The organism is Pseudomonas sp. 9.1(2019) (assembly GCF_009910445.1).
Classification (GTDB): domain Bacteria; phylum Pseudomonadota; class Gammaproteobacteria; order Pseudomonadales; family Pseudomonadaceae; genus Aquipseudomonas; species Aquipseudomonas paraversuta.
On the sequence record NZ_VBWF01000002.1, the window covers coordinates 210,035 to 232,253 of the forward strand.

Sequence of the window (22,219 nt, forward strand, 5' to 3'; positions counted from 1 at the left end):
AGAAACAACTAAAGGGCGGGATTATAGCGTAAAGCGCGAGGGAATGACCCAGCGCGATTTGCCGCGCTCCCCGGCCCTGGAACAGGCCTCCCGAGTCGCCACCCATGCCCTGGCCAAGCAATCCGGCGCGGCACCCGCTAAACTGCGCGCCCTCTGCTAGCCTGATACCCGTCGCCCAGACAGGTCGCTTCACACGGAATCCCTGAACCGCCCATGAAATTTTTTGCACCTGCACGCCTTGCCATGCTGCTGCCCGGCCTGAGCCTGGCCTCCACCGGTTTCGCCGCCCAAACCCTGGAACTGGACCCGAGCGTCATCACCGGCTCGCGCAGCGCCAGCCCGAGTTTTGATCTGCCGTACTCGGTAGACAGCATCAGCCAACAGCAAATCAGCGACGGCCAACTGGGGATTAATGCCTCGGAGGTTTTATCCCGGGTGCCGGGGCTGGTGGTGCAAAACCGTCAGAACTACGCCCAGGACCTGCAAATTTCCTCCCGTGGCTTTGGCGCGCGCTCGGCATTCGGCGTGCGTGGCATCAAGTTGATTGCAGACGGTATCCCGGCCAGCACTCCCGACGGTCAGGGGCAAGCCGCCACCTTCAACCTCGATACCGCCGAGCGCATTGAAGTGTTGCGTGGCCCGGCGGCCACCTTGTACGGCAGCAACGCCGGCGGGGTTATTCAAATGTTCTCCCGTGATGGCGAAGGCCCGCCGCGCATTGGTGCCGAAACCCTGATCGGCAGCGACGGCATGAGCAAAAACCACCTCACTGCCGAAGGCGCCACCGATGATGTCGGCTTTGTACTCGATGCCTCGCGCATGGACACCGACGGCTACCGCGACCACAGCGCTGCACGTCGTGACCAGACCTTTGCCAAGCTCAACCTGCACCCCGATGAAGACAGCAAGCTGGCGCTGATTTACAGCAGCCTTGAGCAAAACGGCACCCAAGACCCGCTGGGACAAAGCTGGGATGCCTACAAGGCCGACCCGCGCTCGGTGACCCCCGCAGCCCTGACCTACAACACCCGCAAGAGCATCGACCACCAGCAACTGGGGATGAACTACGAGCGTTATATCGGCGACGCCACCCTGCAGGTCAATGCCTACACCGGCACCCGCAGCGTTATTCAGTACCTGGCGATTCCCAAGGGAACCCCCAGCAACAACCAGGGGGGCGGTGTGGTTCAGTTCGACCGCAAGTTCTACGGTGGCAGCCTGCGCTGGCTGCAACCTGTGGCTGGCGTGCCGGGCGAACTGACCCTGATTGGTGGCCTGGACTTTGACCAGAGCCAGGACAGTCGCCACGGTTACAACAACTACATAGGTGACCAACTGGGGGTCAAAGGCGCGCTGGTACGCGACGAGGTCGATACCGCCCGCAGTCTCGATCCGTATGTACAGGCCAACTGGGCCATCGACGACTGGACCCTGCAGGCCGGCTTGCGCTACAGCACCATGGAAATGGATGTCGATGATCAATTTTTGAGCAATGGCGACGACAGCGGCACCAAGCGCTATGAAAAAGCCACGCCGTCGGTCAGCGTGATGTATGCCTTCACCCCTGAGCTGCATGGTTATGTCAGCGCAGGCAAAGGCTTTGAAACGCCGACCCAGGCCGAGCTGGCCTATTCACCCAGCGGCACTGGCTTTAACTTCGGCCTCAAGCCTTCCGAAAGCACGCAGTACGAAATGGGCCTCAAGGCGCAGATCGACAACACCCGGATCAACGCGGCCGTGTTCCAGATCACCACCGAAGATGAGCTGGTGGTTTTGGGCAATAGCGGCGGGCGCACGACCTACCAGAACGCCGGCCGCACCCTGCGCCGCGGGTTTGAACTGGGGATCGAAAGCCAGCTCAGCGAGCACTGGACCACTACCCTGGCCTACACCCGCCTGCAAGCGACCTACGACAGCGACTTCGCCAGCACCAAAGGTACTGTCGACAAAGGCAACTACCTGCCTGGCGTACCGCAGACCACCTTGTTTGCCGAAGTGAACTGGAAGCCGGCCGACTGGGTCAGCACCGCCATCGAAGGCATGTACCGCAGCAAGGTCTACGTTGAAGACACCAACACCGCAAAAGCTGCACCGGCTTACAGCGTATTCAACTGGCGGGCCAGGTTTGAACAGAAGGTCGAGCACTGGACCTTCCACCAGACCTTGCGCCTGGACAACCTGCTGGACCGTCAGTACGTGGGTTCGGTGATTGTGGCCGACGGCAATAGCCGCTTCTACGAAGCCGCGCCGGGCCGTTCGTGGTATGCCGGCGCCGGGGCCGAATACCGCTTTTAAACGACCCCCCGCCCCTGTAGGAGCGAGCTTGCTCGCGAGCTCTTCCAGCGCCGCAACGAAACGCTCGCGAGCAAGCTCGCTCCTACAGAGGGTTGGGGGATCAGGGCTACCGGGGGCCGCCGGGGCCAGATACAAACAGCGAATCCCCCCGCAGGAGCGAGCTTGTCTCGCGAGCTCTTCCAGCGCCGCAACGAAACGCTCGCGAGCAAGCTCGCTCCTACAGAGGGTTGGGGTCAGGGCTGTCTGGGCAGGCGGCCGTCGATCACTTGATACAAGGCACTGTCCACCGGCCAGTTACGCATGAAGCGTGCACGGTCGCGGACATAGGCCGGGGCGAAACTACTCAGGGAGCGGTGCTGACACATTGAATCCAGATCAATCAGTGCCCAGCGCCCTTCGTCCCAGAACACGTTGTGACCCTTGAGGTCTCCGTGGCTGATGCGCTCGCGGATCAAATCGGCAAACAGGCCATCCAGCGCCTGCAACTCGACTTCTGGCGCATTACCCTGCTCAACATAGGGCGCAAAGCGCTCGATGATGTCCGCACCCGGCAAGTACTCGGTCACCAGATACGCTTTACCGCGCAGCCAGCAAAAACGTGTTTCCAGCAGCGCCAGCGGCCTGGGCGTAGCAATGCCGAGAAACCCCAGGCGGTTGCCCTCGCGCCACGAATGCCAGGCCCGGCTCGGACGCCAGAAGCGCTTGAGCCAGTGGGCAAAGCCCTTGATGTTGTAGCGCTTGACCACCAGCGTGCGGCCCGCCATTTCGACCTTGCCAACACTCGCCGCGCCACCGGTCTTGTACAGGTGCCCCCGATCGAGCAAGGCATCGGCTTGAGCCAGTACCGGCAGCATCGCCGCCTCCTGGTCGCGGCGAATGGCGCGCAGGGCAAAAGCCCCGCGCTGCACGCTAAACAAGGTGCAGTCGCGCCCGACCTTGGTCAAAAAGTCGTTCAGCCGCCAGGCACGGACTTTCTCCACCTGCTTGAGCAACGCTTCCAGCGGCAGTGCGTGTTCACCATTGCTGAGCAGGTAATGCACCAGCAATTCTTCGATAAAAGGCTCCAGGCTTTTCGGCAACTGGGCGAAGAACACGCCGAGATTTTCCAGTACTTTTTGTCGCGACAGCGGCTTGCCCGCCTCTTCGACGCAAATCCCCGCACCGTCGATCAAATACAGTTTGCCGTTGTGACGCAGCAGGTTGTCCAGGTGCAGGTCTTGCTGCCAGAGCCCCTTGAGGTGCATCTGCCCGATCGCACCCAGGGCCTCTGCCAGAACAGCTTGTTGCTCATCGGCCAGTACCGGCAGAGCCTGCACGGCTTTCCAGGCCATATCGAGGCTTTGGGCGTCTTCCAGAAATTCGAACAACAACCAGCCGCCCTCGCCTTCCTGCAAACCGTCGGCCAGCAGCAAAGGGGTGGTCAGGCCTTGATCGGCCAGCAGACGCACGCCATTGAGTTCACGCTGAAAATTGCGCGCGGCTTTAGGGCCGACCATCAACTTGGCCAGTACCGCACGCCCGCGCCAGACACCGGCGCCGACATAGCGCTGGCCCGGCAATACACGCAGCAAGGTCAATAGTTGCAACCGCGCCGGCCCGGCGGCGTCCGCCAGTTCAATGCTGAGCGGCAAACCCGGCGCACGCCCGGCTTTTTGCAATTCGGACAGGCGCATCAACGTTCCCCTTTGCGGCTACGGCGCAGGTTAAGGCGCTGATACCACGCATCCACCAGGCCGCTGTCAGCCGGTTGTTCCAGATAGGCGGCGAGCAAGGCGCGCACCCCGGCTTCAGTCCAGGCATCTGCCCGGCGCAGCAACGGCTCGATGTCCTTGACCCGATCACGCTGCCCCAGCAGCAACGGGCGGGTTTTCTCCAGATCGATCAGTTGCGCGCGATAGGCCGCACCGTCAGGCTGCAGGAATATGTGTTTGGGATAAAAGCAGCCGTGAACCTGGCGCACCGCGTGCAGCCGGCGGGCCAGTTGACCACATGCCTGCAAGATCGCCTGCTGTTGCCCGGCTGTCAGCTGCGGCCACTGTTCGAGCAAAGAATCCAGGTCATTCCAGCCATCCAGAGCGCGGGTCATCAGGATCGCCCGACGTTCGCCCGGCACTTTGCGCTCGCCGAAGAACACGGCCTCCAGCGCCGGAATACCCAGCGTTTTGTAGCGCTCGATATTGCGAAACTCGCGGGCAAAACTCGGCTCGCCCAGGGGGCTATGCAGGGTGCGGGTCAGGTAATTACTCTGGCGCTTGAGGTAAAAGCCCTGGCCTTCCAGATCCATACGAAACACGCTGCTCCAGCCACCACCACTGGTGTTGGGTTCGTCCACCGCGTCCAGTTGCACGGCCCACAATGCATCAAAGTCGGCCAGCCCGTTACGCTCAAGCAAGGCGCGGTCAGTGCCTGCAATAAAATCAGTCATTCCCGGCCCTCAAAGAAACGCACGATATGACGAACCCGCTCTTTGTCCGCCGCATTGAGTGTATTACGCCCCGTGTACTGGAAATAAAAACGCAGGCGCTGGGTGGCAGACAGGTGGTATTTGGCCACTTTGTCGAGGCAGGCCAGGTCTTTGGTGATGCGGTACTTGAGCCAGAAACCGCGCCAGAAGTCGCCATTGGGGCAGTCGATCAAATACAGTTTTGCCTGATCGTCGATCAGCAAGTTGCGCCACTTGAGGTCGTTATGGGTGAAGCGGTGGTCGTGCATGATCCGCGTATAGCGAGCCAGTTGACGACTCACACCGTCGACCCAGAGCCGATCCTTGAGCAACGGATCGTGGTTGTCGGCCAGTTCTGACAAGTCGCGGGTATTGGGCAGTTCGCGAGTAATCAGGGCGCCACGGGCATAGGCCGCACCGCTGCGCTCAAGGCCCCAGGCCACGACCTCTGCCGTGGGAATGCCCCACTTGGCGAAACGCTTGAGGTTTTGCCATTCGGATTTGACCCGCGGCCGCCCCAGATAACGGCGCAAGCCTTTACCGGCTCCGGTGTAGCGCTTGACGTAATAATTGACCCCGGCGCGCTCGACGCGAATCACTTCGGACAGCGGATCACGGGTCAGGTGCTCTCCCTGCAAGGCGAAGACCGCGTCCAGAGTGCCAAAATCCGCTGCCAGAGCGCTGTAAGCCGGTTCCAGATTCCAACCCGCCATTACAGTGCATCCCCATAACGCAGTTTGCGTTCATAGAGTTTGCTTGCCTTGCCTTCCAGCCACGCCAGCAGGCGGGCTTCTTCGCGCAGGATCTGGCGTAGCGGCAACTGGAAATAACCGCGCAGGAAGCGCAGTTTGTCGCGTTGGGTCAGACCGATGTCCAGCGCCGAGAAGTACAGCGCCGCCAGGTCTTTATTGCGCCAGCGCTTGCTGATCACAGTGCGGGTCTGGGCACGGTGCAGGTCGATGATGGACAGGCGGAAATTGTCCGCCGTGACCGGCTTGTCGGTGTGCAGCAGGAAGTGGCAGATGTAGCAGTCGCGATGGTTGACCCCGGCGCGGTGCATCATGCCGGTCATGCGTGCCACTTCGGCGATCAGCGCGTGCTTGAGTTTGGGCTGCGGTGGCTGCTTGACCCAGTTGAGGCTGAAGTCTTCGAGGCTGACGGTGGGCGCCAGCTCTTCAGTGATGATGAACGAGTGCTGCGCGGCCGGGTTGCTGCCCTTTTCGCCATAGGCGACGGCCGTCATGGTCGGTACGCCGACTTCATGCAGGCGCTTGATCGCACGCCATTCCTGGCCCGCCCCGAGTACTGGCAGCTTGGCGGTCAGCAGGTTTTTGAAGACTTCACCCCAGCCAATGCCACGGTGAATTTTCACAAAGAAACCACGCCCGTCGAGTTCAGTACGCAAGGTACGTCGACCTTCCAGCTCGCGGTATACCTCGCCTTCCAGACGCTCGACTTCGGTGAACGCATCGCGTCCGGCCCACAAGCTTTTGAACGGTTCGGCAAGAATCAGTTTCATCGGTGTTGCTCCGCCAGAATCACATCCGCAGCGTGCTGCGGCATGCTATAGAGGTCGGCCGTCTGCGCGTAGGCCAGGCCGTTTCGGCTCCAGGCCGCACGCGCAGCATCGTCGGACAACATGTGTGTCAGGTATTCATTGAGCTGGTTCTGCTCGAACGGCTCGTCCAGCACCCGCCCGCAATCGGCGTCGCTGATGTAGTGGGCATAGCCGCACACTGCGCTGACCAGCACCGGCAGCCCGGCCACCAGTGCTTCCAGCAGTACCGTGCCGGTGTTTTCGTTATAGGCCGGGTGGATCAGCAAATCGGCGCCCAGCAGGAAACGCGGGATATCACTGCGCCCTTTAAGGAACTGCACATGGTCGCCCAGCCCCAGGGTGGCGCTTTGCAGCTGGAAGACCTTGGGGTCGTCCTGGCCGATCACGAACAGTCTGGTGCGCTTTTTAAGCTCAGGGGGCAAAGCGGCCAGAGCTTTCAAGCTGCGGTCCACACCCTTGGTCTTGAACCCGGAGCCAATCTGCACCAGCAACAGGTCGTCATCGGCCAGCTGGAATTCGCGGCGGAACTCGGCGCGGATCTCGGCCGCGTTGGCCGGTGCCCGACGGTCCAGCGCGATACCCGGTGGCAGCAAATGGAAGCGCTGCAACGGGGTCTGGTAATGCTTGATAAACAGCGGTTGCTGGACCTCGGAAATCATCAGGATTTCGGTCGCGGCATCCTTGTCGAATACCGCACGCTCATATTCGGCAAAGTGCTTGTAGCGCTTGAAATGGCGATACATCGCGTGCCGCAGGTTCTGCGCCTTGTCTTCAAAACAGCCGTCCGCCGCGTAGTACACGTCCAGACCCGGCATTTTGTTGAAGCCAATCACCCGATCGACCGGGCGCTTGGCCAGATCGGCCTGCATCCAGGCGAGCATTTTTTCATTGCGGGTGTGGTTGAAGAACGCCTTGACCGGCGCCACCAGCACTTCGAAGCCCGGCGGAATATCGCCTTCCCAAATCATGGTATAGACCCGGATCTGGTGCCCGCGCTTCTGGCACTCCAGGGCAATGCGCATGAAATCGCGTTGCAGGCCGCCAAACGGGAAGTATTTGTACAACACAAAAGCCAGTTGCATCAGCGCAGTTCCTCAGCCAGTAACAACGTGCTTAATCGACTTGCGACACGCTCGGGGTTCAGGCGAGTGAAGCACAAAGGCCACTCGCTCTTCAGATCAAACCGCTGCTGGTCCTGTGCAGTCGGCTGGTAAGTACATTTTTTCTGCAGGCACGGGGCACACGGAAAATCGCTGGCCAGGTGAATCTGCACCTTGCCATAGGCACCCGTGAGGCCGGGATTGGTCGGGCCGAACAGGGAGATGGTGGGCACATCCAGTGCCGCTGCCAGATGCCCAAGGCCGGTATCGACCGCCACACAGGCACTGGCGCTGGCCAGCACCCTGGCAACACCCGCCAGGTTCAGCCTGGGCAGTACCACGGCGTTGCCCAAGCCACTGGCAATGCGCTCTGCCCTGGCCTTTTCCGCTGGGTTGCCCCAGGGCAAGCGAACTTCAATGCCCTTGTGTCCCATGCGTAGCGCCAGATCGCGCCAATACACTTCAGGCCAGTGTTTGGTGTCCCAGGTGGTGCCATGCAAAAACAGTACGTATGGCTTGTTGCGCGGTAATTCAATCAGCCGCTCAACATCGAGCCCGTAATCGCCCAGCCCCTTGGGCAGGTCGTAGCCCAAGGCAACGGCAAACAACTGGCGCAGGCGCTCAACTGCATGCTGCCCCCTGGCTACGGCCAGGCGGCGTTGATAAAAGCGGCTGGCCAGCGGTTCGCGGGCAGAGTTCTGGTCCAGGCCGGCCACCGGAGCTTTGACATAGCGCGTCAGCCAGGCACTTTTGAGCAGGCCCTGGGCATCGAGCACCAGGTCGTATTTCTCGGCGCGCAGACTTTGCTTGAAGCGCCGCCATTCACCGCTCTTGATGGTTTGCCAGATATTCTTGCGCCAGCGGCGAATGGCCACCGGAATGACTTTCCCCACTGCCGGGTGCCAGGTCGGAATCTCGGCAAAACCTTCTTCCACCACCCAGTCGAAGGTGATCCCCGGAATGGCCCGCGCCGCATCGGTCAATGCCGGCAGGGCATGAATGATATCCCCCAGGGATGAGGTTTTTACCAACAGGACGCGCACCTATTTGACCTCGACCACAGAGCCGTGCAAACGCTGCAAGGCTTCAACCACCGGCTGCGGCATCAACTCACGCAGACAGTTGTAGTGGCCGAAACGGCAGGTACGATCAAAGCAGGGGCTGCAATCGAGACCCAGGCGCACGATCTCGACCTTGTCGGCCAGGGGCGGGGTGAAGCCCGGCGACGTGGAGCCATACACCGCCACCAACGGGCGATTAAGCGCCGCTGCCACATGCATCAGCCCGGAATCGTTGGACACCACCGCATCGGCGCACGACAGCAGGTCAATGGCTTCCGCCAGGGAAGTCTCGCCGCTGAGGTTGACCGATTCTTCGCGCAGCCCCGGAATCAGCCGCGCGCGGATGTCTTCGCCCACCCCGTGATCGTTTTTGGAACCGAACAGCCAGACTTGCCAGCCTTCGCGAATTTTTTGCTCGGCCACCGCCGCGTAGTGCTCCGACGGCCAGCGCTTGGACTCGCCAAACTCGGCACCCGGGCACAGCGCCAGCACCGGACGGTCCAGCGCCAGACCGAATTTGCCCAGTGCCGCAGCGCGACTCACCGGGTCGATTTGCAACGCAGGACGCGGGTACGGCCGGGGCAGGTCTGCCCCGGGCTCATAGGCCAGGGCCATAAAGCGCTCGATCATCAACGGATAGCGGTCTTTATCGAGCTTGCGCACATCGTTGAGCAGGCCGTAGCGGAACTCGCCGCGCCAGCCGGTGCGTTTGGGGATACCGGCGAAAAACGGCACCAGTGCCGATTTCAGCGAGTTGGGCAGCAGGATTGCCTGATCGTATTGACCCTTGAGGGACTTGCCGATCTTGCGTCGCGTGGCCAGTTCGAGTGCGCCGTGGCCGAGCGGAAAGCTCAAGGCCTGACGAACTTCAGGCATGCGCTCAAGGATGGGCCGGCTCCACTCGGGGGCCAGCACATCGATTGCGCAATCCGGATGACGCTGTTTCAGGCACTGGAACAGTGTCTGTGCCATCACCATGTCACCGACCCAGCTGGGCCCAACGATCAAAATATTCATAAGTTTCCATAAACGAGCAAGGGAGGCATTCGCCTGATACCTGTCTGTTAAAAGCCCTGTTACCTCAACCGCAGGAGCGGGCTTGTCTCGCGATGATCTCGATAGCGCCGCGTTTATCCAGTAAACACGCGTTAGCGTTAACGACCATCGCGAGCAAGCTCGCTCCTACAGAAACAGCGTTCATTTAACTGACGGGAATCAGGCATTCGCCTCCCCGCTGTAGTGCCATATCGCTTTATTTGACCAGTGTACGCCACTCTGGGTGAGCAGTAGTCTTGCCGGTTACCAGATCAAAGTAGGCTTTTTGCAGTTTTTCGGTAATCGGACCGCGACGGCCAATACCGATCAGTCGCCCGTCAACTTCGCGAATCGGCGTCACTTCAGCGGCAGTGCCGGTAAAGAAGGCTTCGTCGGCGATGTAAACCTCGTCCCGGGTAATGCGTTTTTCTACAAATTTGTACCCAAGCTCGGTGGCCAGGGTCAGGATCGTGCTGCGGGTGATGCCGTTCAGGCAAGCCGTCACGTCCGGGGTGTAAATCACGCCGTCCTTGATCAGGAATACGTTTTCGCCCGAGCCTTCAGCCACGAAGCCTTCCGGGTCCAGCAGCAACGCTTCGTCAGCACCGCCGGAAATCGCTTCCTGCAGGGCCAGCATCGAGTTGATGTAGTGACCGTTGGCCTTGGCCCGGGTCATGGAGATGTTCACGTGGTGACGGGTGAAGGAGCTGGTACGCACCTTGATCCCGACTTCCAGGGCTTCGGCGCCCATATAGGCACCCCAGCTCCACGGGGCGATGATCACATGGACTTTAAGGCCGGTGGCACGCAGGCCCATGGCTTCAGATCCGTAGAACACCATCGGCCGGATGTAGGCGCTGTCGAGGTTGTTTTCACGCACCGCCAGGCGGGTCGCTTCGTTGATTTCGTCTTTGCTGAACGGGATCTTCATGCCCATGATGTGGGCCGAATCGAACAGGCGGTCAGTGTGCGCCTGCAGGCGGAAAATCGCCGGGCCTTGCGGGGTTTCATACGCGCGCACACCTTCAAACACGCCCATGCCGTAGTGCAGGGTATGGGTCAGCACGTGGGTTGTCGCATCGCGCCACGGCACCAGCTTGCCGTCATACCAGATCACACCATCACGATCAGCCATCGACATCATTACGCTCCTCAAAGAATCCAGCACCTGCGCATGACACGTCAGGCAAATTGGACGGGCCTTATGAACCCGCCGGATACGTTTTCTAGCTCAATCCTAGCTCAGACCAAATGCGCCGTACGTGTTGACGTTCGACCACAAATTGATCCCCCGTGACCACCCCGGCCTCCTTCTGCAAGGCTTGCCGGTGGGCTACGGCGCGAAAGGCCTTGTAAGCCTCGCGCAACAGGGCAGCATCAGCGGCGGGTATCAGCCCGTCCTGCTCCAGCCCTTCCAGAATGCGGATGTTATCGGTGTAGCGCAGTACCGCAGGGTGTTCCCTGGACCAGGCCAGAGCCGCGTATTGCACCATAAATTCAATATCGACGATACCACCGGCGTCCTGCTTGAGGTCGAACGGCACCGTGGCCTGGAAGGCATTTTCCGCGGTGCCTGCAGCAGTGATCCGGGTACCGAGGTTGCCACGCATTTTGGCCCGCATCTCGCTGACTTCCTGGCGCAGGGTCGGCAAATCGCGCTCCCGGCACAGAATGCTCGCACGCACTTGCTCGAATGCTGCGCCCACTTGCTTGCAACCGACCAGGACCCGGGCCCGCACCAGCGCCTGGTGTTCCCAGGTCCAGGCTTCGCTTTGCTGGTAGCGCTCGAAAGCGCCGAGCGAACTGACCAACAGCCCTGAAGCGCCTGACGGGCGCAAGCGCATGTCAACTTCATACAGCTGCCCGGAGTTGGTCTGGGCCGTCAGCAAGTGGATGATGCGCTGGCCCAGACGGGTGAAAAACTGCGCGCTGTCGATGGGCTTGGGACCATCGGTGTCAGCGTTGGGGTCGCCATCGTGAATAAACACCAGATCCAGATCCGAGCCGTGCCCCAGCTCGATCCCGCCCACTTTGCCATAGCCCACGATAATGAAACCGGGATCGCACAGACTGCCGTCGGCCCGCTGCGGCGTGCCGTACTTGGCCACTGTCTGGCGCCAGGCCAGCGCCAGCACTTGTTGCAGAATGGCTTCGGCCAGCCAGGTGAGGTAGTCGCTGACCTTCATTAAAGGCAGGCTGCCGGCAATTTCCGAGGCCGCAACCCGCAGGCGGTGGGCCAGTTTGAAGTTACGCAAGGCCTCCATTTGCTGCTCAAGGTCGTCCTCGGGGATCCGCGTCAGGCGTTCGCGCAGTTCAGCGGCCAGCTCCGGGGCCAGGGGCGGCTTGAACAGACGACTTTCATTGAGCAACTCATCGAGCAACAGCGGGAAGCGGGTGATCTGTTCGGCAATCCATGGACTGGCCGCACACAGGGTCAGCAGGCGCCGCAGGGCGTCAGGGTTTTCGGTCAGCAACACTAGATACGCGGAACGCCGGGCCACCGCCTCCACCAGCGGCAACACCCGTTCCAGCACCAGATCGGGGTTGGCATGTTCGACCGCCTGAGCCAGCAAACGCGGAATAAAGGCATCCAGCCGCTCGCGTCCCAAACGCTGCATGGCACGCAGTTGCGGGCTGGAGCGCAGGCTGGCCAGTTGCTTCAAGGCATTGGGAGCATCGACAAACCCGGCTTCCTGCAGTTGCGCGCAGGCCGCGGCGTCATCCTGGACTTCTTCCCACAACGGCAACCACTCACCGCCGACGATCAGCTCACCTTCGTCGATGTCCTCTTCTTCGTCCGGGTCGGCAATCACCTGACGGAAATGCCAGTCGATACGGCCGCGCCACATCATCAACTGTTCATGGAACGCGGCCCAGCTGTCGAACCCCATCATGAATGCGATGCGCGCCTGATCCTGCTCGGTGTCCGGCAGCATTTGGGTCTGGCGATCGGCAATGGCCTGAATGGCGTGTTCGGTGTAACGCAGAAATTCGTAACCTTCACGCAACTCGCTGACCACCTGCGCGGGCAGGTAGCCCTGGCCTTCGAGAATGCCCAGCACTGTCAGCAGCGGACGCTGCTGCAGGCTGAGGTCGCGGCCGCCGTGGATCAGCTGGAAGGCCTGGGCGATAAACTCGACTTCACGAATCCCGCCGGCACCCAGCTTGATGTTGTCGGCCATGCCCTTGCGCCGCACTTCCTGCTGGATCAGCTGTTTCATGGTGCGCAGGGCTTCTATCGCCGAAAAATCGAGGTAGCGCCGGTACACGAACGGGCGCAGCAAACTGAGCAACTGTGCCCCCATCGCCTGATCACCGGCCACGACCCGGGCCTTGATCATGGCGTAGCGCTCCCAGTCGCGCCCCTGGTCCTGGTAGTACTGCTCCAGAGCGTTGAAACTCAGCACCAGGGCCCCCGAGGAACCATAAGGGCGCAGGCGCATGTCGACACGGAATACAAAACCGTCAACGGTCATCGGGTCCAGGGCCTTGATCAGGCGCTGGCCCAGACGGATAAAGAACTCCTGATTGTCCAGCGCACGCTTTGCCCCGACGGTTTCGCCGCCCTCGGGGTAGGCGAAAATCAGGTCGATGTCCGATGACAGGTTGAGCTCCACGGCGCCCAGCTTGCCCATCCCCAGAATCACCATTGGCTGCGGTTCGCCACTGCGATGCCCGGTAGGCGTACCGAATTGCTGGCAATGGCGCTGATACAACCAGCGATAGGCCTGATCGATGCTGGCATCGGCCATGTCCGACAGGTCGCGGCAGGTTTCAACCAGATCGGCCTGGCGGTTGAGGTCACGCCAGATAATCCGGATTTGCTGACGGGTGCGCTGACGCCGCAGCACGCGCCCCAATTCATCATCGGTGGCGGCCGTCTCGACAGCTTCTGCGATTTGCCCGCACAACTCACCAGGTTTGAAGCTGCGGTCCAGCTCCCCACTGCGCACCAGATCAAGCAACATCACAGGATCACGCAATGACTGTTCAATAAAGAAGTCGCTCGCCGCACTCACCCGCTCAAAGGCAGCCCAGCGCTCTGGCGACCAGTCATCAAGCCCGTGCTCGCCGGCAAGTTGCGCAACAGCAGCGCGCCATGACTGCTCGCTACGGCTGACAAGTGGCAATAAAAGGCTCGGAATTGCGGCAAGCGAGGGAAGGCTCATGGTCTATCCTTGATCGGCGAAGGTGTTGCCGAGTACGGTGACAGGAAGAAACAGCGGTTAAATCCGACTGTCGAACAAAGGTTACAAATAGCTGAAATTTCTATTTAATTGGCAGCCAACCTGCAATCTGAAGATCAAATTGCAAATCAAGCACTAACAATATCGATTTTTCACACAACGCAACAGGCAAGCACCCTATGCTTTCCTGTAGTTTTACTACTGAGCAACATACTCGAAAGGCTGAAATGGCCGACGATTTGTAGTAAAACTACACAACGCCGGAATCAACCCTCCGGTCATCCAAGAATTTATGTCGTCTGCCCACAAGGCCAGTCGCAAACTCAGGCAACCGATTCTGGAAGCCTTTCCGCCCTGGAGCAAGCCATGCAAGACCTCGATCCCGTCGAAACCCAGGAATGGCTGGACGCCCTGGAATCGGTTCTCGACAAAGAAGGCGAAGAACGCGCTCACTATCTGATGACCCGTATGGGTGAGCTCGCTACACGCACCGGTTCGCAACTGCCGTACGCCATCACCACGCCATACCGCAACACGATTCCCGTTACCCACGAAGCACGCATGCCTGGCGACCTGTTCATGGAACGCCGCATTCGCTCGCTGGTACGCTGGAACGCGATGGCGATGGTCATGCGCACGAACTTGAAAGATTCTGACCTGGGCGGTCACATCTCCAGTTTCGCTTCCAGCGCAACGCTGTATGACATCGGTTTCAACTACTTCTTCCAGGCTCCGACCGAAGAACATGGCGGCGACCTGATCTACTTCCAGGGTCACACCTCGCCAGGCGTTTACGCCCGCGCGTTCATGGAAGGCCGCATCACCGAAGATCAAATGAACAACTTCCGCCAGGAAGTCGACGGTCAGGGCCTGTCGTCCTACCCGCACCCTTGGCTGATGCCCGACTTCTGGCAGTTCCCGACTGTATCCATGGGCCTTGGCCCGATCCAGGCGATCTACCAGGCACGCTTCATGAAGTACCTGGAAGCCCGTGGCTACATTCCTGCCGGCAAGCAAAAAGTCTGGTGCTTCCTGGGTGACGGCGAGTGTGACGAGCCGGAATCCCTGGGCGCCATCTCCCTGGCAGGCCGCGAAAACCTCGACAACCTGATCTTCGTCATCAACTGCAACCTGCAGCGCCTTGATGGCCCGGTTCGCGGCAACGGCAAGATCATCCAGGAACTCGAAGGCGTGTTCCGCGGCGCTCACTGGAACGTGACCAAAGTCATCTGGGGCCGTTTCTGGGACCCGCTGCTGGCCAAGGACGTCGACGGTATCCTGCAACGTCGCATGGACGAAGTCATCGACGGCGAGTACCAGAACTACAAAGCCAAAGACGGCGCGTTCGTGCGCGAGCACTTCTTCAACACGCCAGAACTCAAGGCGATGGTTGCCGATCTGTCCGACGACGAGATCTGGAAGCTCAACCGTGGCGGCCACGACCCGTACAAGGTCTATGCGGCGTACCACGAAGCGGTCAACCACAAAAACCAGCCAACCGTCATCCTGGCCAAGACCATCAAGGGTTATGGCACCGGTGCCGGCGAAGCGAAGAACACTGCGCACAACACCAAGAAAGTTGATGTTGAAAGCCTGAAGCTGTTCCGCGACCGTTTCGACATTCCGGTCAAAGACGACGAAATCGAAAGCCTGCCATTCTTCAAACCCGAAGAAGGCAGCGCCGAAGCCCGCTACCTGAGCGAACGTCGCACTGCACTGGGCGGCTTCGTCCCTCAGCGCCGCGCCAAGAGCCTGAGCATCCCTACCCCGCCACTGGACACGCTCAAGGCCATCCTTGACGGTTCCGGCGACCGTGAAATTTCCACCACCATGGCGTTCGTGCGCATCCTGGCACAGCTGGTGAAGGACAAGGACATCGGTCAGCGCATCGTTCCGATCATCCCGGACGAAGCCCGTACCTTCGGTATGGAAGGCATGTTCCGCCAACTGGGCATCTACTCGTCCGTCGGCCAGCTCTACGAGCCGGTTGATAAAGACCAGGTGATGTTCTACCGCGAAGACAAGAAAGGTCAGATTCTCGAAGAAGGCATCAACGAAGCAGGCGCCATGAGCTCCTTCATCGCCGCCGGTACTTCGTACTCCAACCACAACCAGCCAATGCTGCCGTTCTACATCTTCTACTCGATGTTCGGTTTCCAGCGTATTGGCGACCTGGCCTGGGCCGCCGGCGACAGCCGCACCCGTGGCTTCCTGATCGGCGGCACCGCCGGGCGTACCACGCTCAACGGTGAAGGCCTGCAGCACGAAGACGGTCACAGCCACATTCTGGCCAGCACTATCCCGAACTGCCGCACCTTTGATCCGACCTACGGCTACGAGCTGGCGGTGATCATTCAGGACGGCATGAAGAAGATGACCGAAGAGCAACAGGACGTCTTCTACTACATCACCGTGATGAACGAGTCGTACCAGCAGCCAGCCATGCCGGCCGGTGTTGAGGAAGGCATCGTCAAGGGCATGTACCTGCTTGAAGAAGACACCAAGGAAGCAGCTCACCACGTTCAGCTGATGGGCTCCGGCACCATCCTGCGCGAAGTGCGTGAAGCGGCGAAAATCCTGCGTGAAGACTTCAACATCGGTGCTGACGTATGGAGCGTTACCAGCTTCAACGAACTGCGTCGCGACGGCCTGGCCGTTGAGCGCAGCAACCGTCTGCACCCGGGCCAGAAGCCTCAGCTGAGCTATGTCGAAGAGTGCCTGACTGGCCGTAAAGGTCCGGTCATTGCCTCCACCGACTACATGAAGCTGTTCGCCGAGCAGATTCGTCAGTGGGTACCGGTCAAGGAATTCAAAGTGCTGGGCACTGATGGTTTCGGCCGCAGCGACAGCCGCAAAAAACTGCGTCACTTCTTTGAAGTAGACCGTCACTTCGTGGTGTTGGCAGCCCTTGAAGCATTGGCTGACCGTGGCGATATCGAACCGAAAGTGGTGGCTGAAGCCATCGTCAAGTTCGGCATCAACCCGGAAAAACGCAACCCACTGGACTGCTGAGGAGAATTTTTGTGAGCGAACTCATTCGAGTACCTGACATCGGCAGCGGTGACGGCGAAGTCATCGAACTGTTTGTAAAGGTCGGCGACCGTATCGAAGCCGATCAAAGCATCCTGACCCTGGAGTCGGACAAGGCGAGCATGGAAATCCCTGCTCCCAAGGCCGGCGTCGTCAAGAGCCTGAAGGTCAAGCTGGGCGACCGCCTGAAAGAAGGCGACGAACTGCTGGAGCTGGAAGTTGAAGGTGGTGCTGCAGCCCCTGAAGCACCAGCCCCTGCAGCGGCACCTGCCGCTGCAGAAAAACCGGCTGCCGCCCCTGCTGCCGAGGCCCCTGCGGCCCCGGCTGCAGCACCTGCACAATCCACCGTCCAGGACATTCACGTCCCGGACATCGGCTCGTCGGGCAAAGCCAAGATCATCGAGATCCTGGTCAAGGCCGGCGATACCGTTGAGGCTGATCAATCGCTGATCACCCTCGAATCCGACAAAGCCAGCATGGAAATTCCATCGCCGGCCGCCGGTGTGGTTGAAAGCATTTCGGTCAAGCTGGATGACGAAGTCGGCACTGGCGACTTCATCCTCAAGCTCAAGGTCGCGGGCGCTGCTGCGCCAGCGGCACCGGCCCAGGCTGCAGCTCCTGCTGCGGCCAAAGCTGAAGCGCCTGCTGCGGCACCTGTTGCACCGGCTGCCAAAGCTGCGGCACCAGCCCCAGCCCCGGCCGCTGCACCAGCAGCAAGCGGTGCCAAAGTTCACGCCGGCCCCGCCGTGCGTCAACTGGCCCGCGAGTTCGGCGTCGAGCTGAGCGCGGTCAGCCCAAGCGGCCCCCATGGTCGTGTGATCAAAGAAGACGTGCAGGCTTACGTCAAAACCATGATGCAGAAGGCCAAGGAAGCTCCGGCAGCCGGTGCAACCGGCGGCGCGGGCATTCCTCCGATCCCGGTAGTGGACTTCAGCCGCTTCGGCGAAGTTGAAGAAGTGGCCATGACCCGCCTGATGCAAATCGGCGCGTCGAGCCTGCACCGCAGCTGGCTGAACATCCCGCACGTGACCCAGTTCGACCAGGCTGACATCACCGAGCTGGAAGCCTTCCGCGTCGCGCAAAAAGCCGTCGCAGAAAAAGCCGGCGTCAAGCTGACCGTACTGCCTCTGCTGCTCAAGTCCTGCGCCCACCTGCTCAAGGAAATGCCGGACTTCAACAGCTCGCTGGCGCCAAGCGGCAAAGCGATCATCCGCAAGAAGTACGTCAACATCGGCTTTGCCGTAGACACCCCGGATGGCCTGCTGGTCCCTGTGATCAAAAACGTCGACCAGAAAAGCCTGTTGCAGCTTGCTGCCGAGGCCGCCGCACTGGCTGCCAAGGCCCGCGACAAGAAGCTCACCGCTGACGACATGCAGGGCGCCTGCTTCACCATTTCCAGCCTCGGGCACATTGGCGGCACCGGCTTCACGCCGATCGTCAACGCACCGGAAGTGGCGATCCTCGGCGTTTCCAAGGCAACCATCCAGCCAGTCTGGGACGGCAAAGCCTTCCAGCCGAAACTGATGCTGCCGCTGTCGCTGTCCTACGATCACCGTGTGATCAACGGCGCAGCAGCTGCACGCTTCACCAAGCGCCTGAGCGACTTGCTGGGCGACATCCGCACCATCCTGTTGTAAGCCACGCCCCGGCCTTCCCCAGGGAAGGCCGGAGTAGCGCACAGTTTTCCGAGCGCCACGCTCGTACCTCAACCCCGCCCGTTTGGCGGGGCTTTTTTTGCCCGCATTTTTTGCTGGCCAGCCGCTTCCCCCATAAACCTGCGGGAGCCGGCTTGCCAGGGATGATTACAGCCTGCCGGCCCCTGAAGCCGGCGAGTCATAAAAGCGTAACAGCCGACGGACAACCTGCAGCTATCGGCAAGCCTGCCGATAGCGACCTGAGCCTGCATGCTCACTTGTCAGCGTCGTGAGCTTGATGCAACCTTGCCGCAGACCACAGACCGCAGGAACAGGGCGCCAGCCCGTGTGCAATCAGCATTTGTAAAGCGAGTGTCTTAATGAAAAGCCAACCCGATGCTGCCCTGCGTATGGCAGCCGAGGTCGTGACCCAGTTACCCGTGCCCTCCAGGCTCGGCATGCTGCGTTTCGAACGGCTTAATGAAGCCAGCTGGGCACTGCTCTACCTGGACCCCCACTGCGAACGCCAGTTTGGCCTGCCAGCGGCAGAGCTGTGCGCGCTCACCGGCTCGCCCTATGCCAGCCTGATGGAGCCCAAGGCCCGCTACCAGCTGCATGACGCGATTGAACTGCAACTCAGGACCAGCCCCCACTACGTGGTGCATTACACCCTGCACACCCCCCAGGGCGCGCTGAACCTGATGGAGCTGGGCGAAGCTTACAAACAGCACAATCGGCACTTGCTGCGCGGCTACCTGCTGGTGGTCGAAAGCGCGGTCAACAGCGCACTGCCTGCTGCGCCGCCAGCCGGGCCCGAAACCCAGCACAGCCGCCTGCACATCGCCCTGGAGCTCAACCAGCGGGCCCAGCAAGAGCAACTCCAGCATCTGGAGCGGGTGCGGGCGCAACAGGATCTGATCCTGCTGCTGGCCCGCCACCGGTATAGCCAGCACAACTCGCTGCAAGAGGCAGCGGAACTGATTACCCGTAGCGCCTGCGAGATTTATCAAGTGGACGGCGCCAGCCTGTGGAACCTTGAAGGCAACCAGCTGCTGCCTATCTCTGCGTATCAGCGCGAAAGCCAGGCCTTTGTCGAGCAGGGAATTTTCGACGCCAGCGCGTTTCCGGACTATCTCGAAGCCCTGCACACCAGTCGCTCCATCGATGCCCAGAATGCCAACCATGACCCGCGCACCCGCGAGCTGATGGCGAGCCCGGGTCGACGCGATGCCAACGCCATGCTCGATGCCAGTATCCGCATCGACGGCCAGGTGGTCGGCGTGCTGTGCCTGGAGCAAACCGGCAAAACCCGGGTCTGGCAGGCGGATGAAATTGCCTTTGCCGGCGAACTGGCTGACCAGTTCGCCCAAGTCATCAACAACCACAACCGACGTACCGCCACCAACGCCCTGCACCTGTTCCAGCGGGCGGTGGAACAAAGCGCCAACGCTTTCCTGCTGGTCAACTGCATGGGAGTGGTCGAATACGTCAACCCCAGCTTTACCGCCATCACCCAGTACAGTTCCGACGAAGTGCAGGGGCACAAGCTGTCGGAACTGCCCGCACTGGAGAACCTCAGCGATCTGCTGTTTGATGCGCACTCAAGCCTGAGCAAAGGCAATAGCTGGCAAGGCGAATTCAAAAGCCGGCGCAAAAACCTGGAGCCCTACTGGGGCCAGATGTCGATCTCCAAGGTCTATGGCGACAACCGTGAACTGACCCATTACATCGGCATTTACGAAGACATCACCGACTCCAAACTGGCACAGCAGCGCATCGAGCGTCTGGCCTACACCGACAACCTGACCAATCTGGGCAACCGCCCGGCGTTCATTCGCAACCTCGATGAGCGCTTCGCCCGCAACAGCACCACCCAGGTATGCCTGCTGCTGGTAGACATCGACAACTTCAAGCGCATCAATGACAGCCTCGGCCACCAGACTGGCGACAAACTGCTGATCAGCCTGGCCAGGCGGTTGCGCAACAGCCTCAACCCCAGCGACAACCTGGCGCGCTTCGCCAGTAACGAATTCGCTGTACTGCTCGATGACACGGGCCTGGAGACCGGGCAGAAAATCGCCAGCCAGCTGCTGATGACCCTCGACAAGCCGATGTTCGTCGACAACCAGCTAATCAGCGTTACGGGCTCGGTCGGCGTCGCCTGCTCGCCCTTGCACGGGCGCGACCCGCAAACCCTGATGCGCAACGCCGGGCTGGCACTGCACAAGGCCAAAGCCAACGGCAAGCACCAGGTGCAAGTGTTCACCGAAGCCCTGAACGCCGAAGCCAGCTACAAGCTCTTCGTCGAAAACAATCTGCGCCGGGCCCTGACGCAAAATGAACTCGACGTGTTCTACCAGCCCAAACTCTGCCTGCGCAGCGGCCGGCTGCTGGGCATGGAAGCCCTGCTGCGCTGGAACCACCCGGAAAAAGGCATGATCCGCCCTGACCAGTTCATCAGCGTGGCCGAAGAAACCGGGTTGATCATTCCGATTGGCAAATGGGTCGCTCGCCAGGCCTGCCGCATGAGCAAACAGCTGGCCGGCGAAGGCCTGGGCAACCTGCAGGTGGCAATCAATTTGTCGCCCAAGCAGTTTTCCGACCCGGATCTGGTGGCCTCGATTGCCAGCATCCTCAAGGAAGAACGGCTGCCCGCCTCGCTGCTGGAGCTCGAACTGACCGAAGGCCTGCTGCTGGAAGCCACCGATGACACGCGCCTGCAACTCGATCAGCTCAAAAAGCTCGGCCTGACCCTGGCCATGGACGATTTTGGCACCGGTTATTCATCGCTCAGCTACCTGAAAAAATTCCCGATCGACATCCTCAAGATCGACCGCAGCTTTATCAATGACATCCCGGACAACCAGAACGACATGGAGATCACCTCTGCCGTGATCGCCATGGCCCACAACCTCAAACTCAAAGTGGTTGCCGAAGGCATCGAAACCGCTGCACAGTTGGCGTTCCTGCGCCGCCATCGTTGCGATGTGGGCCAGGGTTACCTGTTCGACCGCCCGATCCCCGGCAGCGAACTGGTGACCCGACTCAAACGCTATCCGCGTGGCCCCCTGGCCTGACAACGACGTAACACTGGGGCAAACTGCAGATCTTAATTCCTACAATCTGACTGAGAGGACTTGCAACATGGTCTTACGCTCGGAAATCCTGGTGAATAAAAACGTGCTACCTACTCAAGAACAGGCCCTGCCGGGCCGCGAAACGCCAATGGTGTTGCCGGACTACCACTTCGTACACAAAGACACCCCGCTGCTGGGCCCCTTTATCGGCAATGTCGGCTTTGCCATTTTCGGCCTGGGTTGTTTCTGGGGCGCAGAACGCAAGTTCTGGCAGCGTGAAGGCGTAGTCAGCACCGTCGTGGGCTACGCCGGCGGCTTCACCCCGAACCCGACCTATGAAGAAGTCTGCTCGGGCCTGACCGGCCATACCGAAGTGGTTCTGGTGGTCTACGACCAGGACAAAGTCAGCTACGCAGAACTGTTGAAAATGTTCTGGGAGCTGCACAACCCGACCCAGGGCATGCGCCAGGGCAACGACATCGGTACCCAGTACCGGTCGGTTATCTACTGCACCACACCGGAACAGCTGGATGAGGCACTGGCCAGCAAAGCCGCATTCCAGGCCGAGCTGACCAAAGCTGGCCTGGGCACCATTACCACCGAAATCGACCAGGCCCCTACGGTCTACTTCGCCGAGGCCTATCACCAGCAATACCTGGCGAAAAACCCGGAAGGCTACTGCGGTATCGGTGGCACCGGCGTGACCTGCCCGATTTGAGGTGACACAAACAACATCGCGAGCAAGCTCGCTCCTACAGGTTTAGTTGATACCTGTAGGAGCGAGCTTGCTCGCGATTGG

14 protein-coding genes are annotated in these 22,219 nt (G+C 60.5%); 5 read left to right on the forward strand and 9 right to left on the reverse strand.

Annotated elements, in window-relative coordinates:
- Window positions 1–213: 213 nt before the first annotated feature.
- On the forward strand, window positions 214–2,295 hold the full coding sequence (locus tag FEZ21_RS01685; protein WP_160626305.1) for a TonB-dependent receptor: 2,082 nt from the start codon (window positions 214–216) through the stop codon (window positions 2,293–2,295).
- A gap of 233 nt (window positions 2,296–2,528) precedes the next feature.
- Here FEZ21_RS01685 and FEZ21_RS01690 read toward each other — a convergent pair whose 3' ends face one another.
- The 9 genes from FEZ21_RS01690 to glnE all read right to left on the reverse strand — a co-directional run bounded on the left by FEZ21_RS01690 (window position 2,529) and on the right by glnE (window position 13,661).
- Complete coding sequence (locus tag FEZ21_RS01690) at window positions 2,529–3,968, reverse strand: lipopolysaccharide kinase InaA family protein (RefSeq protein ID WP_160626307.1); 1,440 nt, start codon at window positions 3,966–3,968, stop codon at window positions 2,529–2,531.
- A complete protein-coding gene (locus tag FEZ21_RS01695; RefSeq protein WP_003438921.1) occupies window positions 3,968–4,720 on the reverse strand; it encodes a lipopolysaccharide kinase InaA family protein in 753 nt (250 codons plus the stop codon). The genes FEZ21_RS01690 and FEZ21_RS01695 overlap by 1 nt, the downstream gene beginning before the upstream one ends.
- Window positions 4,717–5,451, reverse strand: a complete 735-nt coding sequence (locus FEZ21_RS01700; protein ID WP_127195722.1) for a lipopolysaccharide kinase InaA family protein — start codon at window positions 5,449–5,451, stop codon at window positions 4,717–4,719. The genes FEZ21_RS01695 and FEZ21_RS01700 overlap by 4 nt, the downstream gene beginning before the upstream one ends.
- On the reverse strand, window positions 5,451–6,257 hold the full coding sequence (gene rfaP, locus FEZ21_RS01705; protein WP_003438916.1) for a lipopolysaccharide core heptose(I) kinase RfaP: 807 nt from the start codon (window positions 6,255–6,257) through the stop codon (window positions 5,451–5,453). Before rfaP ends, FEZ21_RS01700 begins: the two co-directional genes overlap by 1 nt.
- On the reverse strand, window positions 6,254–7,378 hold the full coding sequence (locus FEZ21_RS01710; protein WP_003438913.1) for a glycosyltransferase family 4 protein: 1,125 nt from the start codon (window positions 7,376–7,378) through the stop codon (window positions 6,254–6,256). The genes rfaP and FEZ21_RS01710 overlap by 4 nt, the downstream gene beginning before the upstream one ends.
- Window positions 7,378–8,439: a lipopolysaccharide heptosyltransferase I gene (gene waaC, locus FEZ21_RS01715; protein WP_003438909.1), complete on the reverse strand. Its 1,062-nt coding sequence runs from the start codon at window positions 8,437–8,439 to the stop codon at window positions 7,378–7,380. Before waaC ends, FEZ21_RS01710 begins: the two co-directional genes overlap by 1 nt.
- Window positions 8,440–9,474 carry a lipopolysaccharide heptosyltransferase II gene (gene waaF, locus FEZ21_RS01720; RefSeq protein WP_003438906.1) on the reverse strand — a complete coding sequence of 345 codons (1,035 nt, stop codon included), beginning with the start codon at window positions 9,472–9,474 and terminating at the stop codon, window positions 8,440–8,442.
- Window positions 9,475–9,709: 235 nt separating this feature from the next.
- On the reverse strand, window positions 9,710–10,633 hold the full coding sequence (locus FEZ21_RS01725) for a branched-chain amino acid transaminase (RefSeq protein ID WP_003438904.1): 924 nt from the start codon (window positions 10,631–10,633) through the stop codon (window positions 9,710–9,712).
- An 85-nt stretch (window positions 10,634–10,718) separates the two neighbouring features.
- A complete protein-coding gene (glnE, locus tag FEZ21_RS01730; protein WP_160626309.1) occupies window positions 10,719–13,661 on the reverse strand; it encodes a bifunctional [glutamate--ammonia ligase]-adenylyl-L-tyrosine phosphorylase/[glutamate--ammonia-ligase] adenylyltransferase in 2,943 nt (980 codons plus the stop codon).
- A gap of 384 nt (window positions 13,662–14,045) precedes the next feature.
- On the opposite strand from glnE, the gene aceE reads away from it, so the two are divergent.
- The 4 genes from aceE (at window position 14,046) to msrA (ending at window position 22,138) form a co-directional block, all read left to right on the forward strand.
- Window positions 14,046–16,691, forward strand: coding sequence for a pyruvate dehydrogenase (acetyl-transferring), homodimeric type (aceE, locus tag FEZ21_RS01735; RefSeq protein ID WP_003438900.1), 2,646 nt, complete (start codon window positions 14,046–14,048; stop codon window positions 16,689–16,691).
- A gap of 11 nt (window positions 16,692–16,702) precedes the next feature.
- Entirely contained in the window at window positions 16,703–18,346 is a 1,644-nt protein-coding gene (gene aceF / locus FEZ21_RS01740; RefSeq protein WP_160626311.1) for a dihydrolipoyllysine-residue acetyltransferase, read from the forward strand.
- Window positions 18,347–18,723: 377 nt separating this feature from the next.
- Window positions 18,724–21,420: a GGDEF and EAL domain-containing protein gene (locus FEZ21_RS01745; protein ID WP_003438895.1), complete on the forward strand. Its 2,697-nt coding sequence runs from the start codon at window positions 18,724–18,726 to the stop codon at window positions 21,418–21,420.
- Window positions 21,421–21,487: 67 nt separating this feature from the next.
- Window positions 21,488–22,138, forward strand: a complete 651-nt coding sequence (gene msrA, locus FEZ21_RS01750; protein WP_003438892.1) for a peptide-methionine (S)-S-oxide reductase MsrA — start codon at window positions 21,488–21,490, stop codon at window positions 22,136–22,138.
- Window positions 22,139–22,219: the final 81 nt, after the last annotated feature.